This window comes from Paenibacillus nanensis (assembly GCF_003583765.1).
In the GTDB taxonomy this organism is placed as follows: domain Bacteria; phylum Bacillota; class Bacilli; order Paenibacillales; family Paenibacillaceae; genus Pristimantibacillus; species Pristimantibacillus nanensis.
Genome location: NZ_QXQA01000001.1, coordinates 625,248 through 643,701 on the forward strand (window position 1 = coordinate 625,248; position 18,454 = coordinate 643,701).

Annotated in this window: 10 protein-coding genes; 8 read left to right on the top strand and 2 right to left on the bottom strand. The window is 53.8% G+C overall.

All coding sequences use genetic code 11. The features are described 5' to 3' along the window. Positions 1–14: 14 nt before the first annotated feature. From bcp to D3P08_RS02660, 5 genes are all read left to right on the top strand, one after another. Positions 15–488 carry a thioredoxin-dependent thiol peroxidase gene (bcp, locus tag D3P08_RS02640; RefSeq protein WP_119597850.1) on the top strand — a complete coding sequence of 158 codons (474 nt, stop codon included), beginning with the start codon at positions 15–17 and terminating at the stop codon, positions 486–488. Positions 489–1,146: 658 nt separating this feature from the next. Beyond that, complete coding sequence (locus D3P08_RS02645; RefSeq protein WP_240647220.1) at positions 1,147–2,643, top strand: polysaccharide deacetylase family protein; 1,497 nt, start codon at positions 1,147–1,149, stop codon at positions 2,641–2,643. 104 nt (positions 2,644–2,747) lie between these two features. Next, positions 2,748–3,791 (top strand): AAA family ATPase, encoded by a 1,044-nt coding sequence (locus D3P08_RS02650; RefSeq protein ID WP_119597851.1) that lies wholly within the window; start codon positions 2,748–2,750, stop codon positions 3,789–3,791. Next, positions 3,788–5,104 carry a DUF58 domain-containing protein gene (locus D3P08_RS02655; RefSeq protein ID WP_162848340.1) on the top strand — a complete coding sequence of 439 codons (1,317 nt, stop codon included), beginning with the start codon at positions 3,788–3,790 and terminating at the stop codon, positions 5,102–5,104. The genes D3P08_RS02650 and D3P08_RS02655 overlap by 4 nt, the downstream gene beginning before the upstream one ends. Further along, positions 5,091–7,775 carry a transglutaminase-like domain-containing protein gene (locus tag D3P08_RS02660; RefSeq protein WP_119597853.1) on the top strand — a complete coding sequence of 895 codons (2,685 nt, stop codon included), beginning with the start codon at positions 5,091–5,093 and terminating at the stop codon, positions 7,773–7,775. Before D3P08_RS02655 ends, D3P08_RS02660 begins: the two co-directional genes overlap by 14 nt. On the opposite strand, the gene D3P08_RS02665 is transcribed toward D3P08_RS02660, so the two are convergent. Then, the gene (locus D3P08_RS02665; RefSeq protein WP_147381767.1) at positions 7,701–9,518 is read right to left on the bottom strand and encodes a hypothetical protein; all 1,818 of its coding nucleotides are present in this window, start codon (positions 9,516–9,518) and stop codon (positions 7,701–7,703) included. The genes D3P08_RS02660 and D3P08_RS02665 overlap by 75 nt on opposite strands. Positions 9,519–9,690: 172 nt before the next feature. Between D3P08_RS02665 and guaA the strand changes: the two genes are divergently transcribed. After that, a complete protein-coding gene (gene guaA, locus D3P08_RS02675) occupies positions 9,691–11,229 on the top strand; it encodes a glutamine-hydrolyzing GMP synthase (RefSeq protein ID WP_119597856.1) in 1,539 nt (512 codons plus the stop codon). Positions 11,230–11,468: 239 nt separating this feature from the next. Here guaA and D3P08_RS02680 read toward each other — a convergent pair whose 3' ends face one another. Further along, a complete protein-coding gene (locus tag D3P08_RS02680; RefSeq protein ID WP_206098908.1) occupies positions 11,469–12,287 on the bottom strand; it encodes a DUF2935 domain-containing protein in 819 nt (272 codons plus the stop codon). A 728-nt stretch (positions 12,288–13,015) separates the two neighbouring features. Here D3P08_RS02680 and D3P08_RS02690 point away from each other — a divergent pair. Both D3P08_RS02690 and D3P08_RS02695 read left to right on the top strand, forming a co-directional pair. Beyond that, positions 13,016–17,581, top strand: coding sequence for a LamG-like jellyroll fold domain-containing protein (locus tag D3P08_RS02690; protein WP_119597859.1), 4,566 nt, complete (start codon positions 13,016–13,018; stop codon positions 17,579–17,581). 166 nt (positions 17,582–17,747) lie between these two features. Further along, the gene (locus tag D3P08_RS02695) at positions 17,748–18,398 is read left to right on the top strand and encodes a restriction endonuclease (RefSeq protein ID WP_420819005.1); all 651 of its coding nucleotides are present in this window, start codon (positions 17,748–17,750) and stop codon (positions 18,396–18,398) included. Positions 18,399–18,454: the final 56 nt, after the last annotated feature.

Here is an 18,454-nt window from a genome sequence, read left to right on the forward strand (position 1 = left end):
AAGGAGCAGGTAGTATGACACTCGAAATCGGAAAAAAAGCGCCCAAGTTCAAGCTGCCCGCATCCAATGGGGAAATCGTTTCGCTGATGGAGCTGCGGGGGCAGAACGTCGTTCTTTTCTTTTATCCAAAGGACATGACGCAGACCTGCACGGAGCAAGCATGCGCCATGAGGGATCATTATTCGGAATTTGCGGCGGAAAATACGGTTGTGCTCGGCATAAGCGGGGACAGCGTGAAGTCGCATGTTAATTTTGTTCAAAAGAAAGAGCTGCCGTATTTGCTGCTGTCCGACGAGAACCATAAGGTGTGTGAGCAATATGGCGTCTGGCAGCTGAAGAAGCTGTACGGCAGAGAGTATATGGGCATCGTCCGCTCAACCTTCCTAATCGACGCCAAGGGCAATCTCGTCCGGGAATGGCGCAAGGTCAAGGTGAAGGGGCATGCGGAGGAAGTGCTGCAGGCGGTAAGGAGCTTGAAAAAGAAGTGAGCGAGCAATCGTGTGGCGCACTTAGATGGCGCGAGTCGCGGTTGGTTGGTGGAATAGTAACGTGTGGCGCGTTTAATTGGCGGGAGTCGCGGTAGATAGGCGTAATAGTGACGTGTGGTGCACTTAAATGGCGCGAGTCGCGGTTGGTTGGTGGAATAGTAACGTGCGGCGCGCTTAAATGGTGCGAGTCGCGGTTGGTTGGTGGAATAGTAACGTGCGGCGCGCTTAAATGGTGCGAGTCGCGGTTGGTTGGTGGAATAGTAACGTGTGGCGCGCTTAAATGGCGCGAATCGTGGTAGATAGGCGTAATAGTGACGTGTGGCGCGTTTAAATGGTGCGAGTCGCCGTTGGCTGGTGGAATAGTAACGTGCGGCGCGTTTAAATGGCGCGAGTCGCGGTTAGTGGGCGGGCTCGGTAGCAGCAGCCTCTATTTTGCCGATATAAACGTGAAGCGCTAGTTTGATCGAGATAACGGAAAAACGAGCGAATAAACGAGTACAGTCCAGACATCGTCTGGGCTGTATTTTTTTGTGAAGGGGTTTAAATATAAGTTTTATTAAACACCTTGTTAATGTCATTTAATAGAGCCGCGGTTCATATACTCTATCAATTCGAGAATCCATTCGAAATTTGATGATAGAGAAGGGTGGCAACGATAATGCGGCGAGTAGTGACGGCGTCTATTTGCGCGGCTGTATTGTGGTTTGGCGTGATGGAGTTTGGGGGAGGTCTGCTGCATCAGGAGGAGAATGCGCTTGATCGGCATCAATCCGGCTATTCCGAGACGGTATCTCTTGAATATGAAACGCGTCCATTATTAAGCGGGTCGGGTGAAGGGGCTGACGCGGCGTCGGAAGATGGCTTACATCCGGAAAAAGCGGTGTACAGGCCTGATTATGACGGAGCGATTGATTCTAGTAAGGAGACGCCAACTGTACAGCAGGGAACGGGGGAGAATGCGAACACGGATGAAAAGGCAGAACCGGAGACGGGAGCAGCTGGCGTAGTAGGCAAAGGGGCGAAGTCTGCCAAGCAAGAGGATGCGTCTTCGGAGACCAAATCAGAGCCAAACGCGAAGCCGGAAACGAAAGCCGCATCGGAACCTAAAAGCGGGAAGGTGCTGTATTTGACGTTTGACGATGGACCAAGCCGCTACACGCCGGAGGTTTTGGATATTTTGAAGCGGGAAGGGGTAAAGGCGACTTTCTTCGTGCTGGGCGAGCATGTGGAGCAGTATCCTGAAATTGCCAAAAGAATTGTAGAAGAGGGCCACGCTATCGGCAATCATACCTATAATCATGTCTATGAGAAGCTCTACGGCAGCTTCGGAGATTTTGCGAGTCAAATTATGCGCACGGACGATGCGATTTATGAGGCTGCAGGAGTAAGGACCACGCTTGTCAGAGCGCCGGGGGGGACGTACGCGAACTTCGACAAAGGCTATTTCGATGCACTGGAGGCGGCAGGGTACCGGGTCCACGATTGGAACGTGGACAGCGGCGATTCGAAGCGCCGCGGCGTGCCGGCAGCGGAAATTATGAGCAATATCAAAGAGTCCCGGATCGCGGATACGCTCAATGTGCTGCTGCATGACGGCGTAGGACATGAGGAGTCTGTCAAAGCTCTTCCGCAAATTATTCGTTACTATAAGGAGCTTGGGTATTCTTTTGAGGTGTTGAGCGATGAAGTCAAACCGATGCAGTTCCAGCTTGCGGATCGGCCGAAATGGAGCAGAGGGGCAGTCCGGGATAAGGACCGCGAGATGCTGGTGAGCTTTGGCAAGCAGCTGGACGCAAGCGGAGAACGCAACCTTTCACCATATAGAGAGCCGGCGTTGATTATACATCGCGGGGAAGAAACGCTTGTCCTGGAATCGGATCAGTATGAGCTCATCCGCGGAGTTATTCATGTTCCGCTGCTTACGCTTACGGAATGGATGGGCGGAGAAGCGGAGCTTGACGAGGAGTCCGGCGTTATTGAAGCGTTCATGCTTGGCAAGCGAGTGTTCTGGATGACAGATACCTGGCCCCCGAAGGAGGAAGACGAAAGCCTTATGATGGACGTTCCGCTTCGCGCGACGCTTAGCGAGTTCGGTCTCGACATCACCGACTATGTCATCACGAGCGAACGTAGAGAGGTTTGGATTGAGGAGTAGGAAAGAATAGCGCAGAATGATCGGAATCTAGCAGGTCTAAAGGGAGAGAAACGTGGCGACACTGAAAAGTAGATAGATTTATTTTTCAGGAGGCGAAAGCTGCGATGATAACTCCCCCATTATTCGATAACAAAGAAGAAAACACGAACGAGGAGCTTACGCGCCATTGGCCGGAGCCGCCGCAGGTGCTGCTGAATCGGCTGCTGCATAAAGTAGAGTCGGTGATGCTAGGGAAGCAAGAGATGATCAGGCAGACGCTGATCGCGCTGCTGGCAGGCGGACATGTGCTGCTTGAGGATGTGCCGGGCGTCGGCAAAACGATGCTGGCGGGCGCCTTTGCGCGAACGGTAGGCGGTGAATTTAAACGCATTCAATTTACTTCGGATATGATGCCTGCCGATGTGGTCGGAGGGCTGGTGCTGGAGCCACGTACAAACGAGCTTGTCTATCGGCCGGGGCCTATTATGGCAAATGTCGTGCTGGCCGACGAAATTAACCGCGCTTCGCCGCGCACGCAATCCGCGCTGCTCGAAGCGATGGAAGAGCGGAGCGTAACGATCGAAGGAAAGACGCGAAGGCTTCCTGTTCCGTTTATGCTGATTGCGACACAGAATCCGCTCAGCTTCGAAGGGACGAACGGTTTGCCGGAAGCGCAATTAGACCGTTTTATGATCAGGCTATCCATCGGTTATCCAGGCGCCGAATTCGAACGGAAGATGCTGGAGCAATACGCCGATGGCAAAAGAGTCGAGCCGCATCGTCTGCGTCCCGTCCTTGCGGTTCAGGAATGGCTGCAAATGCAGGCGGAAGCGAGACAAGGCCATGTGCACCCCGCGCTATTCCGTTATATGGTCGACGTTGCCGACGCAACGCGACGTTCATCCGACGTCGTGCTTGGCTTAAGTCCGCGAGCGCTCCGGGATTGGCTTCGAGCCGCGCAAGCGAGCGCTTATTTGGAAGGCAGGCGGTATGTGATTCCGGATGATTTGCTGGCGACTTCGGAGGCTGTGCTCAGCCATCGTCTTGGCCTGCGAGGCAGCGCCGGATTTGCGGGAAGAAGTGCTGCGGGGCTCATCCGCCAAGTGATCCGCGAGACGCCGATGCCGAAGGAAGCGGCTGCAGGTCCGCTAAAGGGGAAATGGAAATGAGCGGACGCAAACGATATCGCACAAGATGGGCGGCTTGGCTAGTCATCGCGGCGGCATTCGGCTGCGCATGCTCGGCTGTCATTGTAAGAGGCGGGGCGGTGGAGTGGTTTTTTATGATGCTGACAGGAGGCCTTGTGCTTGTTAGCGGTTTGCTGCCGTTTATCGCTATACGGAACATATCCGTGTCTCGCGCTTTGCCTGATACAGACATTGCTGCCGGAGAGCAGTTGACGATTCGTATGACGCTGCTCAGGAGCCGGCGAATTCCTATGGTATGGTTCGCGCTGGAGGATCTGCTGAACAACGATTGCGGGCTTGAAGAAAAAAACGTATCGCTCCGATCCGTATTTGCGCCGATGTTCGCGGGAGAGATGACCGTTCATTATGATTTGGACGGGCTGGATAGAGGGCTTTATTCGTTATCTTCCGTTACGGTGACGTGCGGGGATCCATTTGGCCTGACATGTGTAAGGCGCGAGCTGCCTTTGCAGTCGGAGCTTGTTGTGACGCCTGCCAGGACGGAAGAGGAGATGCTTGGCGATGCTTCCGCGTCACGCTATGTTCAATCGGCTTCTGCCGAGGATGAGCATGTACGGACAAGGCAGGCGCTGCGCGAGCCGGGCGTGGATGGCGTTCCGATAAACCGATCGGGATCGGGGCCGGACACAAGAGCTTACCGGGACGGCGATTCGATCCGCCATCTCGACTTCCGGGCGGCGGCTAGAGGGCGGGGGCTGCAAACAAAGGTGTATGCCTCCGATTCGTACAAGGAATGGCATGTGGCGATCGACCAATATGCCGCGCCTTATCGCGGAGATAACGAATTGTTCGACGCTTGTATTGGTCTAGCGCTTGGAGCGGTTACGCGCGCTTCGGATGAGGGGAACCTCGTGACGCTGCATACCGAGGATTGGAGTTACATGCTGTCCAGTTCCGCTGGCAGAGACCGATCTGCCGGTTTACAGGAGTTGAGACGGAGGCTTGCTTTGTTGCGTCCCTCGACGGAGCAAGCGGACAAGATTCATTTGGACGAAGAGTCGGTTAAGCCTTTTAGGGATAACATGTTAAAAATGATTTCGGCAGACTGGCAAAATACGGAGCGATGGAACAGGCTTTTGGAGGAAATGGGAAGCCAAGGCGTCCGGCTTGAGTTGTGTTTGCTCACGCGGAACACCGTATTGTCCTTTGCAATGAGGGAACAGGCGCGCCAGCTTGAGGAGCGAGGGATCCCGGTATACTGGATGCATGTTGCGGGACGCAACGAACAGCGGTCTGCGGCAGGAGAGGGAGTGAAAGCCTATGCGATGGGATAAGGATGAGCTTGCTGCGGGACTCTCCGCCCCTTACCGGTTCATAACGAGCTTGCTGCTGTTCGGCCTGCTTGCGGAATGGCTGCTCCCTTGGACCGGTGAGGGGGAATGGACGATACTGTACCACCCCGTCCCGCTGCTTACGATCATCGGTTGTATGCTGGCGACCGGCCTTTTTAAAATGAACGGATGGATGACCGCGGTTATTCATACGCTGCTGGTTATCTTTTGTTTGATGTGGCTGTACAAAAGCGAAAACCAATCCAGCATCGACTGGCTGCTGTCGTTTCCCGGCATGTTGGCGGAGCAGGTCACGCTTATCGCAGAGGGCGGGCTTTGGGCAATGTCCGGAGAGCTGCGAACGCTGCTGCTGTTCGCCGGCTGGGCAATGCTGGCTCCTGCTCTTCAAGCGCTGATTTGGCTGCGGCAGGCAGCCCTCGGCATTGCGGCGCTTACGCTTCTTTACTTGGTGACGCTGCATGTCTGGCTCGGCATGGATGTGATGGGCGGTCTATTGCGGACGTCAGCGGAAGGCTTGCTGCTGGCGGCGATTGTAGCCCTGCCCCGTGCGCGGCGGCTCATGGATGCCGGCATCGGGAAGCTGAAGGAAATCGAGGGGAGCTGGCTGGCGGGCTCTTTGTTCATTACGCTGATCGTGGTCGGCTGCGCGCTGCTTGCCGCTGGGGATAAAGACAATACGGCGGCGCCCGCGGGCTGGACAGCTTCCATTACGGACCGTCTGGAGCAAAGCTTTGCCGCATTAAATGGCAGCGGATCAAGCGTGACGACACTGAGGTCTGTCGATTCATCGGGGCTCGGCCGGGCATTGACCGGTTACGGGTTCGATGACACCTCGCTTGGCGGCGCGGTCAGCGACAATCCCGTGACGGTGTTCTGGGGCTATTCGCCCCTCCGCACGTATTGGCGCGGGGAAGCGAAGGCCGAATATGACGGCAGAGGCTGGAGCAATCCGGACCATGACCAGTTGATGCTCATGCCGGTGCGCTCGATAACGGAAGAGGTTGACCGCGATGAACCGGAGGAGGACTCGGCTGCGGCGGCTTCGCAGGATGAGGTATTGTCGCTTGAGCGGCCGCTTATTACGCAGACGGTCATTTGGGACCATCCTACCGCGGCGATGCCGATTTTTTTATCAGGTAAAAACGGCAAAGTGTCGGAGCTGATTGCGGCGGATCCCAGGCGAAAGCTGGGCAGCTACCTGTCCAACGGCGAGCTTGGCTCGCTGTATGCGCAATCGGGGGATCTTTTGCTGGAAGAGTACACGGTGCAAAGCCGCCTGCCGGTGACGGATGCGGCCACGCTTCGGTCGCTTGGAACGGGAGATGAGCTGCCGCAGGGCGTCCAGGGAGCCGAGAAGGAATGGACCAAAGAGGAGCTCACGCCCTTCCTGCAGCTGCCGGCTGCCCTTCCGGTGCGCGTTCGCGCATTGGCGGCCGAGGTTGCCGGCGGAGGCGTGACAAGCCGCTATGACCGGGTGAAGGCGGTTGAGCAATATTTGGAGAACACGTACCGTTATTCGAAAACGGACAGCGCGGTGCCGCCCGCGGGAGCGGATTTTGTCGACCACTTCCTATTCGAGCAAAAAAACGGCTACTGCGTCCATTTCTCTACCGCGATGGTTGTTCTGCTGAGGGCCGAGGGCATTCCAGCACGCTGGGTGAAGGGCTTTGCGCCGGGTACGCCCGTGCGAGGGGAAAGCTCAGGCGGTGGTTCGCTCGAAGCGGGCGCGCTGCTCTACGAGGTAAAAAGCTCGGACGCCCACGCGTGGGTAGAGGTATACTTCCCGGGAGCGGGGTGGGTCCCGTTCGACCCGACGCCGGGTTATGACGGCGTCTCCTCCATCGCGGCCGCCGCATCGGGGGCGCCTGGCGGCGGCATGCTAGGGGCTTCGGCCGGCGCCGGCGGAAGCAGCGCGGCCGTGGGAGCGGCGGCCGGCGGCGGATTGACGCTGGCCGAGCGCCTGGAGGCGGCGGCGGAGGACGGCGCCGCCGCGATCTCGCGCGGAGCGCGAGAATTGGCGGGCGCGGCGAAGCGCGCCGCCCGGTTTGCCGCGGCCGAGCCGGGGGCGGCGGCCGCGATTGGCGCAGCCGCGCTGGCGCTGGCAGGCGCGGCCGTGGCTGCGGCGCAGCGCAGGCGGCTGCGCGTAGCGCTCGCGCTGCGGCGCTATCGCGCGGCGAGCCTGGAGCGGGCCGCGCTGCAGCCGCAGGCGGCCACGGGCGCCGCCGGCGAGGCGCTCGGGCCGCGCCGGCCGCAGGCAGCCGCTGCTGCGGCGTCAGCGGCGGAGCGGCAGCGCGGCGCGCTGGTCGCCGTCGTCGAGGCGCTGCTCGCGCTGCTCTTGAGCCAGCTCCGCCGTGAATCGAAGGCGGCGTTCGCATCGCGTGAGGGGCTTGCCGCTAATCCAGATGTCGTTACGACGCGAGAGCTGACTCGTATGCTAGGTGAGCGGCTGCCCGAAGAAAAACGCGCGACGCTTGCTTTGCTCGCGAATTGGCTGGAAGAGGCGAGCTTTGGTGCCCCGGGCGGTTTAGAAAACCCGCCAGTCTATGAAGAATTGCGCGACGCCTGCAGGACGCTAGTATCAAGGCGCGTCCCCCGTATCGGGAAGAAAAGCGCCGCGCCAAGCCTTCGCAGCGAAACATCGAAGCAGATTTAAACGTAAAGCCGTTCCCGGATTAAATGATCCGTGGAGCGGCTTTTTGCGCAATGCTGGCGCTAAGTTAGCGCTATAGTTGTTGCAACCGCGAACGCGCGCCTCTGCATCGGTATTTTCCGCCATTGCAGCATCAGATCCGCGCGCACTCGCCCCTGCAACGGCGTTTTCCACCCTTGCAGTGTCTGGCCTGTGTATGCGCGCGTCCGCAACGGCATTTTCCGCCATTGCAGCATCAGATTCGCTCGCGCGTGCCTCTGCAACGGCATTTTCCGCCATTGCAGCATCAGATCCGCGCGCACTCGCTCCTGCAACGGCATTTTTCACCATTGCAGCATCAGATCCGCGAAAGCGCGCCGCTGCAACGGCATTTTCCGCCATAGCAGAAGCTGATCCGCGCGCGCTCGTCGATGCAACGGTGTTTTTTACCATTGCAGCATCAGATCCGCGAATGCGCGCCGCTGCAACGGCATTTTCCACCATTGCAGCATCTGTTCCGCGAGCGCCTGCCCCTGCAACGGCGTTTCCACCCTTGCAGCGCGCGCTCGTCGCTGCAACTGCGTTTTCCACCATTGCAGCATCAGATCCGCGCGCACTCGCTCCTGCAACGGCATTTTTCACCATTGCAGCATCAGATCCGCGAAAGCGCGCCGCTGCAACGGTATTTTTCACCCTTGCAGCATCTGTTCCGCGAGCGCCTGCCCCTGCAACGGCATTTTCCACCATTGCAGCATCTAATCCGTGCTCTCCCGTCTCTGCAACGGTGTTTTTTACCATTGCAGCATCAGATCCACTCGAGCCTGCCCCTGCAACGGCATTTTCCACCATTGCAGCATCAGATCCGCGCGCACTCGCTCCTGCAACGGCATTTTTCACCCTTGCAGCATCAGATCCGCGAACGCGCGCCGCTGCAACGGCATTTTCCGCCATTGCAGCATCAGATCCGCGCGCACTCGCCGCTGCAACGGTATTTTTCACCCTTACAGCGTCTGGCTCGTGCATGCGCGCGTCCGCAACGGCATTTTCCGCCATTGCAGCATCAGATCCGCGCGCACTCGCCGCTGCAACGGTATTTTTCACCCTTACAGCGTCTGGCTCGTGCATGCGCGCGTCAGCAACGGCATTTTCCGCCATTGCAGCATCAGATCCGCGCGCACTCGCCCCTGCAATGGCATTTTTCACCCTTGCAGCGTCTGGCTCGTGCATGCGCGCGTCCGCAACGGCATTTTCCGCCATTGCAGAAGCTGATCCGCGCGCACTCGCCGCTGCAATGGTATTTTTCACCCTTGCAGCATCTGTTCCGCGAGCGCCTGCCCCTGCAACGGCGTTTTCCACCCTTGCAGCATCAGATTCGCTCGCGCGTGCCCCTGCAACGGCATTTTCCACCATTGCAGCATCAGATTCGCTCGCGCGTGCCTCTGCAACGGCATTTTCCGCCATTGCAGCATCAGATTCGCTCGCGCGTGCCTCTGCAACGGCATTTTCCGCCATTGCAGCATCAGATCCGCGCGCACTCGCTCCTGCAACGGCATTTTTCACCATTGCAGCATCAGATCCGCGAAAGCGCGCCGCTGCAACGGCATTTTCCGCCATAGCAGAAGCTGATCCGCGCGCACTCGCCGCTGCAACGGCATTTTCCGCCATTGCAGAAGCTGATTCGCGCGCGCTCGTCGCTGCAACGGCATTTTCCGCCATTGCAGAAGCTGATCCGCGCGCACTCGCCTCTGCAACGGCGTTTTCCGCCATTGCAGATCTGTTCCGTGCACGCTCCTTAAGCAAGCAACTGCCTGCCCCACAGAGCATACCCATCCTTTTTACACATAAGCTTACTCGATTGCGCGCGAGAGGGTCCTCTTTGCCTTGACTCGCTTAAAGCCGCTTATATATAATTACTACATCAATTGAGGGAGGCTCGGAAATGACGAAGCAAAACGAAATTATCGTTGTCCTTGATTTCGGAGGACAGTACAACCAGCTGATCGCACGCCGCATCCGCGATTTGGGCGTTTACAGCGAACTGCTGCCTTTTAACACGCCGGTAGAACGGATCCGTGAATTGCAGCCGAAAGGCATCGTGTTCTCGGGAGGACCGGCTAGCGTATACGAGGAGAATGCACCGCTTGTTGACCCGGCAATTTATGATTTGAACGTGCCGATCTTCGGTATTTGCTACGGCATGCAAATGATGTCCCATCAGCTTAGCGGCAAGGTTGAGCGCGCGGGCAAACGCGAGTACGGCAAGGCTGAAGTGGAATTTACGGAAGGCAGCCATATCGTTCACGGTCTGGATCGTGTCCAGACGGTATGGATGAGCCACAGCGATCTCGTCATCGAGCCGCCGGCGGGCTTCCGCATTGACGCAAGCACGGAGCATGCGCCGATCGCAGGCATGAGCCATCCGGAGCGCGGCCTGTACGCGGTACAATTCCATCCGGAGGTACGCCACTCCACATACGGCAACGAAATGATCCGCAACTTCCTGTACAATATCTGTAAATGCGAAGGCAACTGGTCGATGGAGACGTTCATCGATGACACCATCCGCGAAATCCGCGAGCAAGTCGGCGACAAAAAGGTACTATGCGCTCTGTCCGGCGGCGTAGATTCCTCCGTTGTTGCCATCCTGCTGCACAAAGCGATTGGCGACCAGTTGACTTGTATGTTTATTGATCACGGCCTCCTCCGCAAAGGCGAAGCCGAAAGCGTTATGGACACTTTTGTCGGCAAGTTCGATATGAAGGTGCTTAAGATCGACGCGAAGGACCGTTTCCTCGGCAAGCTGAAGGGCGTCGACGATCCGGAGCAAAAACGGAAGATCATCGGCAACGAATTTATCTATGTGTTCCAGGAAGAATCGGACAAGCTCGACGATTTCGAATTCCTGGCGCAAGGCACTCTGTACACGGATATCGTAGAGAGCGGCACAGCTACAGCTCAAACGATCAAGTCGCATCATAACGTTGGCGGCTTGCCGGAAGACATTAAGTTCAAGCTCGTTGAACCGCTGAAGGCGCTGTTCAAGGACGAAGTCCGCAAAGTGGGCGAAGAGTGCGGCCTGCCCGCAGCCATCGTATGGCGTCAGCCATTCCCAGGTCCGGGTCTTGCGATCCGCGTGCTTGGCGAAGTAACCGAAGAGAAGCTGCACATCGTACGCGAGTCCGACGCGATTCTTCGCGAAGAAATCGCCAAAGCCGGCCTTGACCGCGAAATTTGGCAATACTTCACCGCGCTGCCTAACATGAAGAGCGTAGGGGTCATGGGTGACGCCCGCACGTACTCCTACACGGTAGGCATCCGCGCCGTCACTTCCATCGACGGCATGACCGCCGACTGGGCGCGCATCCCTTGGGACGTGCTGGAGAAAATCTCCGTTCGTATCGTTAACGAAGTAGACAACGTCAACCGTATCGTCTACGACGTAACATCGAAGCCGCCTGCTACAATCGAGTGGGAATAGGTTAGAGAACCAATAAATGAGTAAAAAAATACTCTCTTTGATCTGCGAAGTTCGGCAGATTGAAGAGAGTTTTTTATGCAGCTGGTGTGTGCATGGGAGAGTGAATATCTATAGTTATTTTGCTTGAACGGAGTGTTTTAAAAAGAGCAGACATAGCCAGGATTAAATTAATAAACGTACTAGTATGTGAATAAACTCCCTCACATTTGCGCATTTGAACAAATGGAAGGGAGTTTTTTCTAGTGCAAATCATTTATATTATAAGAACGATCGCCTTGCAAATGCCGCTCGAACATGTCGATGATCTCCAAGAAGCGCTCCGCCTCCCGGAATACGTGATCGGCGAGGAGAGGATGAATAATGCTCTTGATTCGGCAAGCCTCAATTAGTTCGCGCGCGGTCTTTTTGAAATCGCGAAGGCTGACGACCGATACGCGATTTTGGTCAAGAAATTGGGTAAGTAACGGCTGCGTTTGAGACTGAGGCCGCATCGAGCTCAAGTCTTGCGCCTGCCAGAGCAGCGTATCGAAATCATGGCTGAAATCCCGTGCCTGCTCCACAAGCTTGCGCTCGGAAGGGTCAAGCAAGTGACTAATAAATTTGGCATGGTCCGCCATGATTTTTAAGAAAAACACATTCTCATCGATGATAGCATCGGCAATCGGCTCCAGCTTCCCGTTATTCAGATCGGCTAGCCGGTTTCGGAAGTAATTCGCCTCCCTGCTCACATGATCAACCAAGAGCGGAAAGTTATTGGCTCCCGGAAGCTTGCATGTCAGAATTAATCCGAGCACTTTTCTTTTGAAAGCCCAAATATGGGAGGCGGCAGTATGCACCTCCGTATTAAAAACTATAATCTGCCGAGGGTCGGTGTTCTCGGAAAAAGCATTTGCTCTTCCTTCAATTTGTTCGAATAGGGAATAGAAGTTGTTTGCCTCTTGAATCAGCTGCGTATCCTCGCACCGAAACCCCAGCTTTAAAAACAAGGAGTGCTCCTTCATGATACGGGACCAGAAGCGCACTTCATCAAGCGAACGTACAACAAAGGCATCGGCCATCAGGATTCCTCCTAAAATAAAATCGACAGTATATCCTTATGATCGGCTACGTTTTTCAGAACTGGAAACAATTGGAGACATGACAGCGTTTTTTAGAAATTGCAGGCGGCCTCACATTTGCGTCATTCGTCATCTTCTCCGCCATTCGGTACAGAGGATATGTGCTTTAACCGCTGCTCGATCGCGTCAAGGCGTTGAAGAGCCTTCGATATGGCAAGTATCGCCACCCCCAAAGCACCCCCGCTAATCCAACATGTGAACGTAATGAAGTCGCTAATGGATAAATGACCGTATAAAATACCTAGGACGACCCCCGCTAAAATAACAAACCCGCCTAACCATTTAAAATTTCTTGCTGACATAAAAGCCTCCTTGGTCGATATCGATTTCCCTTTCCTATACAAAACACATCTACATGCGATCTAGTTGCAAAAAGCTTAATGCGGCTTGAATGTTTTGGACGAAATTTGTACGAAAGCATTGACTGGAAAGAAGATCTAATTATATATTAGTTAATATATTTATCGGTTACTTAATTAAATTATTAATGTTATAAAATGACTCTATAACTCATTATCTATCTGGTTTGTTGGCGATATATAATAACTAATATTTATATTAATAAACACATTTGTTTGTTAACTAATCGAAGGGGGCGGTCTATGAAAATTTTTATTCTGGAAGCGAGTAAAAGTATCGGTCCAACTATTTCAAGGAGGCGATAGAAGGTGTTGAATAACAAACTTGCGCGTCTGGTTAGCCTGGTTCTTGCTGTCATGCTGATGCTGCCGGCAGGATTCGCCGGTGCGTCGGGAGCGAGCGGCACGGACATCTCGGGACATTGGGCAGAGCAAGACATTTTGAAATGGTATAAGAAAGGCTTGGTTGCCGGTTACGGGGATGGCAGCTTTAAACCGAATCAGGCGATTACGAGAGCGGAGTTTATCGTTTTGCTGAATCGAGTTTTTAACAATACTTCTGCCGAAGAGACCGACTATGTAGACCTGAAGAAGAATCATCCCTATTATGCCGAATTGCAAAAAGCGATTGCAGCCGGCTACGTCAAAGGCTATGGAGACGGCACGATCAGGCCGGATCAAGCGGTTACGCGTCAAGAGGCGGCCGTTATTTTGACGAATGCTTATCAGCTTGAACCTTCTGCCGAGGCCGTTCAGCATTTAAGCGACGTGGAGTCGCTGGCGGACTGGAGTAAAAACGCTGTACGCGCATTAATTCATCAGGGTTTTGTAAGCGGTTACCCCGACCGTACTTTTAAGGCTGACAACACCATCACGAGAGCTGAAGCCATCCGTATAATGAACAACATTTCCGGCGAGATTTTGAATCAACCGGGTACATACGAGGGATTATCGGCTAAAAATGTCGTCATCAATCGCGAAGGTGTTGTGCTTAAGGACGCGACCGTCGAAGGCGATCTATACCTGACTGCAGGGATCGGCGAGGGTGACGTTACACTTGAGAACGTGGTCGTGAAGGGCAAGGTGAGAGCGGCAGGGGGCGGGGAGAACTCGATTCATATTGTCGACTCCACAATTGCGGAATTGATTGTCGATAAAAAAGACGGAAAAATTCGTATCGTTGTAAGCGGATCGACGAGCGTTCAGCGGGTATTCGTCCTCTCCGGCGCGAAGCTGGAATCGACCGCAGACGGGACAGCATTCGAAAATGTTGTGCTTGACGAGAGCATGGCGGAGGATGCCGTCGTTGCATTTTCGGGCCACTTCGGCCATGTTGAGGTTCGTTCCTTGACGGAGCCGGAAGTGAAGCTGCTGAAAGGGATCATTCATAAACTGTTAGCCAATCAGAAGATCAGCCTGCATGTGGAGGAGGCGGCAGCGGTCAAGGACTTGCTTGCGAATGCGGAGATGACGGTAACCGGTAAAGGCAACGTAACGGTGAATCCGGACTCGAAGGAGAAGCCGGTGTTTGCGGAGCAGCCTGCCGCGTCGTCCCCATCGCCATCGACGCCAACAACACCTGCCGGGCCGCAGGCTCCAACCTTTACGGACGTATCGGTTCATGACCCGTCGATCGAAAAGGATCCTAAATCGGGATTATATTATGTGTTCGGTTCCCACATTGAGGCTGCAAAGTCGGCGGATCTGATGAACTGGACTAGCTTCACGAACGGGTACGCGGCGGCGAACAATAAAATTTTTGGAGACTTGTCCGCAAATCTGGCTGAATCGTTTGCTTGGGCGGGCGAGGATGACGCCGACAGCAAAGGCGGATTCGCGGTTTGGGCTCCGGATGTGCTGTGGAACAAGGATTACGTAAACGAGGACGGCACAAAGGGCGCCTACTTGATGTATTACAGCGTTTCGTCGACCTATATCCGGTCAGCTATCGGACTCGCGGTTTCCCCAAACATCGAGGGCCCCTACAAGTATGTGGATACGCTCATCTATTCGGGATTTACAAAGGATGAAGCTTATGACAGCAACAGCGACGTGAATAAAATATGGACGAATACGCATATTGACGAGTTGATATCCGCTGGCGCAAATCCTGGATGGTTTACAGATGCCGGCGGCTATAACAATGACGTTTATCCGAACGCCATTGATCCGACAGTGTTCCACGATAAAGAGGGAAATCAGTGGTTGGTTTACGGTTCTTGGTCGGGAGGTCTTTTTGTCTATGAAGTGGATGAGGCGACCGGCAAGCCGATCTACCCGGGACAGGACGGAATGACGGAGGACGGCAGAATCATCGACCGATATTTCGGCACCAAAATTGCCGGCGGCTTCCATCAATCCGGCGAAGGGCCCTATATCGTTTATGACAAGGACACGGATTATTATTACTTGTATGAAACCTACGGTGGCTTAACTTCAACCGGCGGCTACAATATGAGAACGTTCAGGTCGGAAAATCCGGACGGGCCGTATGTGGATGCCGAAGGAAAAAGTCCAGTGTTCCCTAATGAAGGCACGTCCAACGTTACTTATGGAAATAAACTGATGTCCAACTATTTATTCAAAAGAGAGCTTGGAGACCCGGGCAGCGGAAACGGCGTCGGTTACGTTTCGCCTGGTCACAACTCCGTGCTGTATGATGATTCCGGCAAATTATTCAACATTTTTCATACGCGCTTTCCGAACGAAGGCGAGCTGCATGAGGTGCGGGTCCATCAAATGTTTATGAATAAGGACGGCTGGCCGGTGGCAGCCCCTTATCGCTATACGGGAGAAACGCTCAGCAAGGTTCATGTTTCGGAGCTCGTCGGCGAGTACAAACTCATTAAGCATGAGCAGGATAATGCGGCAGCGATTCGCGAATCGCTATTTATCCGTCTGAACGAGGACTTGACGATTTCCGGCGACGTGACCGGCACATGGGAGAAATCGGGCGACAGCTATGCGGGTATCACCATTTACGGCGAAACGTACAACGGGGTGTTTGTAAGGCAATGGGATCCGACTTCGGCTCGCTATACGATGACATTTACAGCAATGTCGACAGAAGGAGCTTCCGTATGGGGAAGCAAGCTCCTGGATCGCACGGATTTGGAAATCGTTACGGATGTTTTGAATGATCCGGCTCTTCAATGGGGGAATGTCGTATCCTCATTGACGCTTCCAGTCCAAGGAACAAGACATTCCCGAATCGCATGGCAGACATCCAACCCGGATGTCATTACCGATACGGGTACAGTAACTCGGCCGGAGACCGGCGAACCGGTTTCGGTTGTGCTCACAGCAACGGTTACGAAGGGCGATATTTCACGGTCGAAAGACATAACGGTAACGGTTCTGCCTTCGAAATCGGCGGAGCTGCAAGCCAAATTCGAGTTTGAAGACAGCTTGAGCGATTCGGAAGGAAATTATGCGGATGGAACGATTACGGGCAACCGGATAAATAACACAGGCGGAACGATAACCTATGCCAGCGGAAAATACGGGAAAGCGGCCGAGTTTGACGGAGCGTCAGGCGTACGGTTACCGGATGGACTAATTTCCAATACCAGCGAATACTCGGTCTCGTTATGGTTGAAGCCCGATGCGCTGACGAACTTTACAGCGGCCTTTTTTGGCGGCAGAGATACGGACAATTGGGTGAGCATCCAGCCGCAAGGACCTGCCGGCAGCACGATGGCCTGGTTCCACAGCGATGCTTACTACGATGCGCCTTCAGGCATGACGATTAAACCTGGCGAGTGGAGTCACGTTGCCCTTACCGTGGAATACGGACTTGTCAAATTGTACGTGAACGGGGAGTTAAGGTTTACCGGTACGAATTACCCGAACACCTTTGCCGCGGCATCCGATGCGCTTTTTGCATTAGGCGTAAACTGGTGGGACACGCCTTATGACGGACTAATCGATGATTTGCGTATTTATGACGGAATCTTGTCGGCTCAACAGGTTACGGATATGGTCGTTGATCCCAATAAGCTTGTTGAAAGCATTCAAATTGGCTATAACGATAAGAAGTTGTCCATAGGCAATACGCTTGCTCCGCCTGCGGTTAGCGTCTATCCGGTCGATGCCGCCAATCGAGCTATTGCTTGGAGCTCGGCGGATGAGTCGGTCGCAATGGTCGACCCGGTGACAGGGCTCGTAACCGGAATTGGAGCGGGAACGACAATGATTACGGCAACGGCGTTAGACGCGAGCGGTGTGACGGCAAGCTACACGCTTCAAGTGGCCGATGGGCCCGTTGCTTATTACAAGTTCGACGGGGACTTGAACAATTCGACGGCATTGTTCGGCGCAGGTATCGCAACGGGCACGAGGATTGACAATACCGGCGGCGCCATCACGTATACAGATGGGGTGAACGGCCAAGCAGCCGTGTTGGATGGCGCATCAGGTATTAGGCTTCCGGATGGCTTAATCTCAACAAACAACTATACGGTATCGATGGCGCTCTATTTGGATGTGGCGTCCCAATATACGCCTTCTTTCTTCGGCGCGAGAAGCGCCGATAGCTGGATCAGCTTCACTCCAAGAGGAGCGGTCGGCAATCAAACGATGCTGTGGTCGGGTACGGCTTGGTACGACGGGACGACGGGCACGCAGATCAACACCAAAGAATGGGTGCATATCGCGTTTACGGTGAATAACGGCGTATTGAAGATTTACATGAACGGAGTTGAAAAGCATAGCGGGACAGCCTTCCCGAACGTATTCACGACGGAGGACGGCGCATTCGCGTTCGGCGTCAATTACTGGGACACTCCGTTTAAAGGAAAAGTAGATGAGCTTCAAATCTATGACAAGGCCTTAACGGCCGAACAAGTTCAGGCATTGGTTGATATTACGCCATAATCTCTATACCAAGGACCGGTTCTGATATCTCAGAGCCGGTTATTTTTCTACTCCACATTTTCCGGCGTCACCTTATAATATTTTGTACTTAGGTCTTCATGAGCTTCCAAATTATGACGATAAAATGCTATGTAAAAAAGGATTTTGCAAATTAGGAGGTTTGTTATTGATTTCGATTCTAGCTGTTGTTTTATCAATTGCCGTTGCTGTAATTCTTGTTGTTATTGGACTAGTCGCAGTTACGAAACGAAAAAGGCACACAATCCGTACAGTTTTTCGAGAGGAATATGATTTAAAGGATATTGATATTGAGGCTATCGATAAAATGGAAGACGGTACCGAGTTTGAAATGTATTTGTACCGTCTGTTTCTTGAATTAGGGTACGAAGGGGTATATAAAACGGTTGGTGCAAGAGACTTTGGGGCTGACATTGTTTTTACGGACAGCGAGGGTGTTAGGAATGTCGTACAGGCAAAGCGATATACGGATCCGGTCGGGATAAGCGCTGTGCAAGAGGTTTACTCCTGTATGAGATACTATAAGGCAAAAAAAGCGATTGTTATTTCATCGGCCAAGTTTACGGAAGCATGTGAAACATTAGCGGGTGTTAATCATGTTAAATTGTTAGACCGAAACGATTTAATCGGAATAATTAAATCGTTTAAACTAGGAAATATACAAGCGATCAAAAATAAAATTGAATCGGAGCCAAGGATGATTTTAGAGTCCTGGAGCGAAGTGAATCGTGGTGTGCTACAAGAAATCAAGAAGGATTATAAAGCGGAGAAATTGATTAAGGGAGCGATGAGGAAGTAATTCAATGTAAGGCTGATATTTATTTGTGGTTAAACGACTCAAAGAGGTTACTGAGT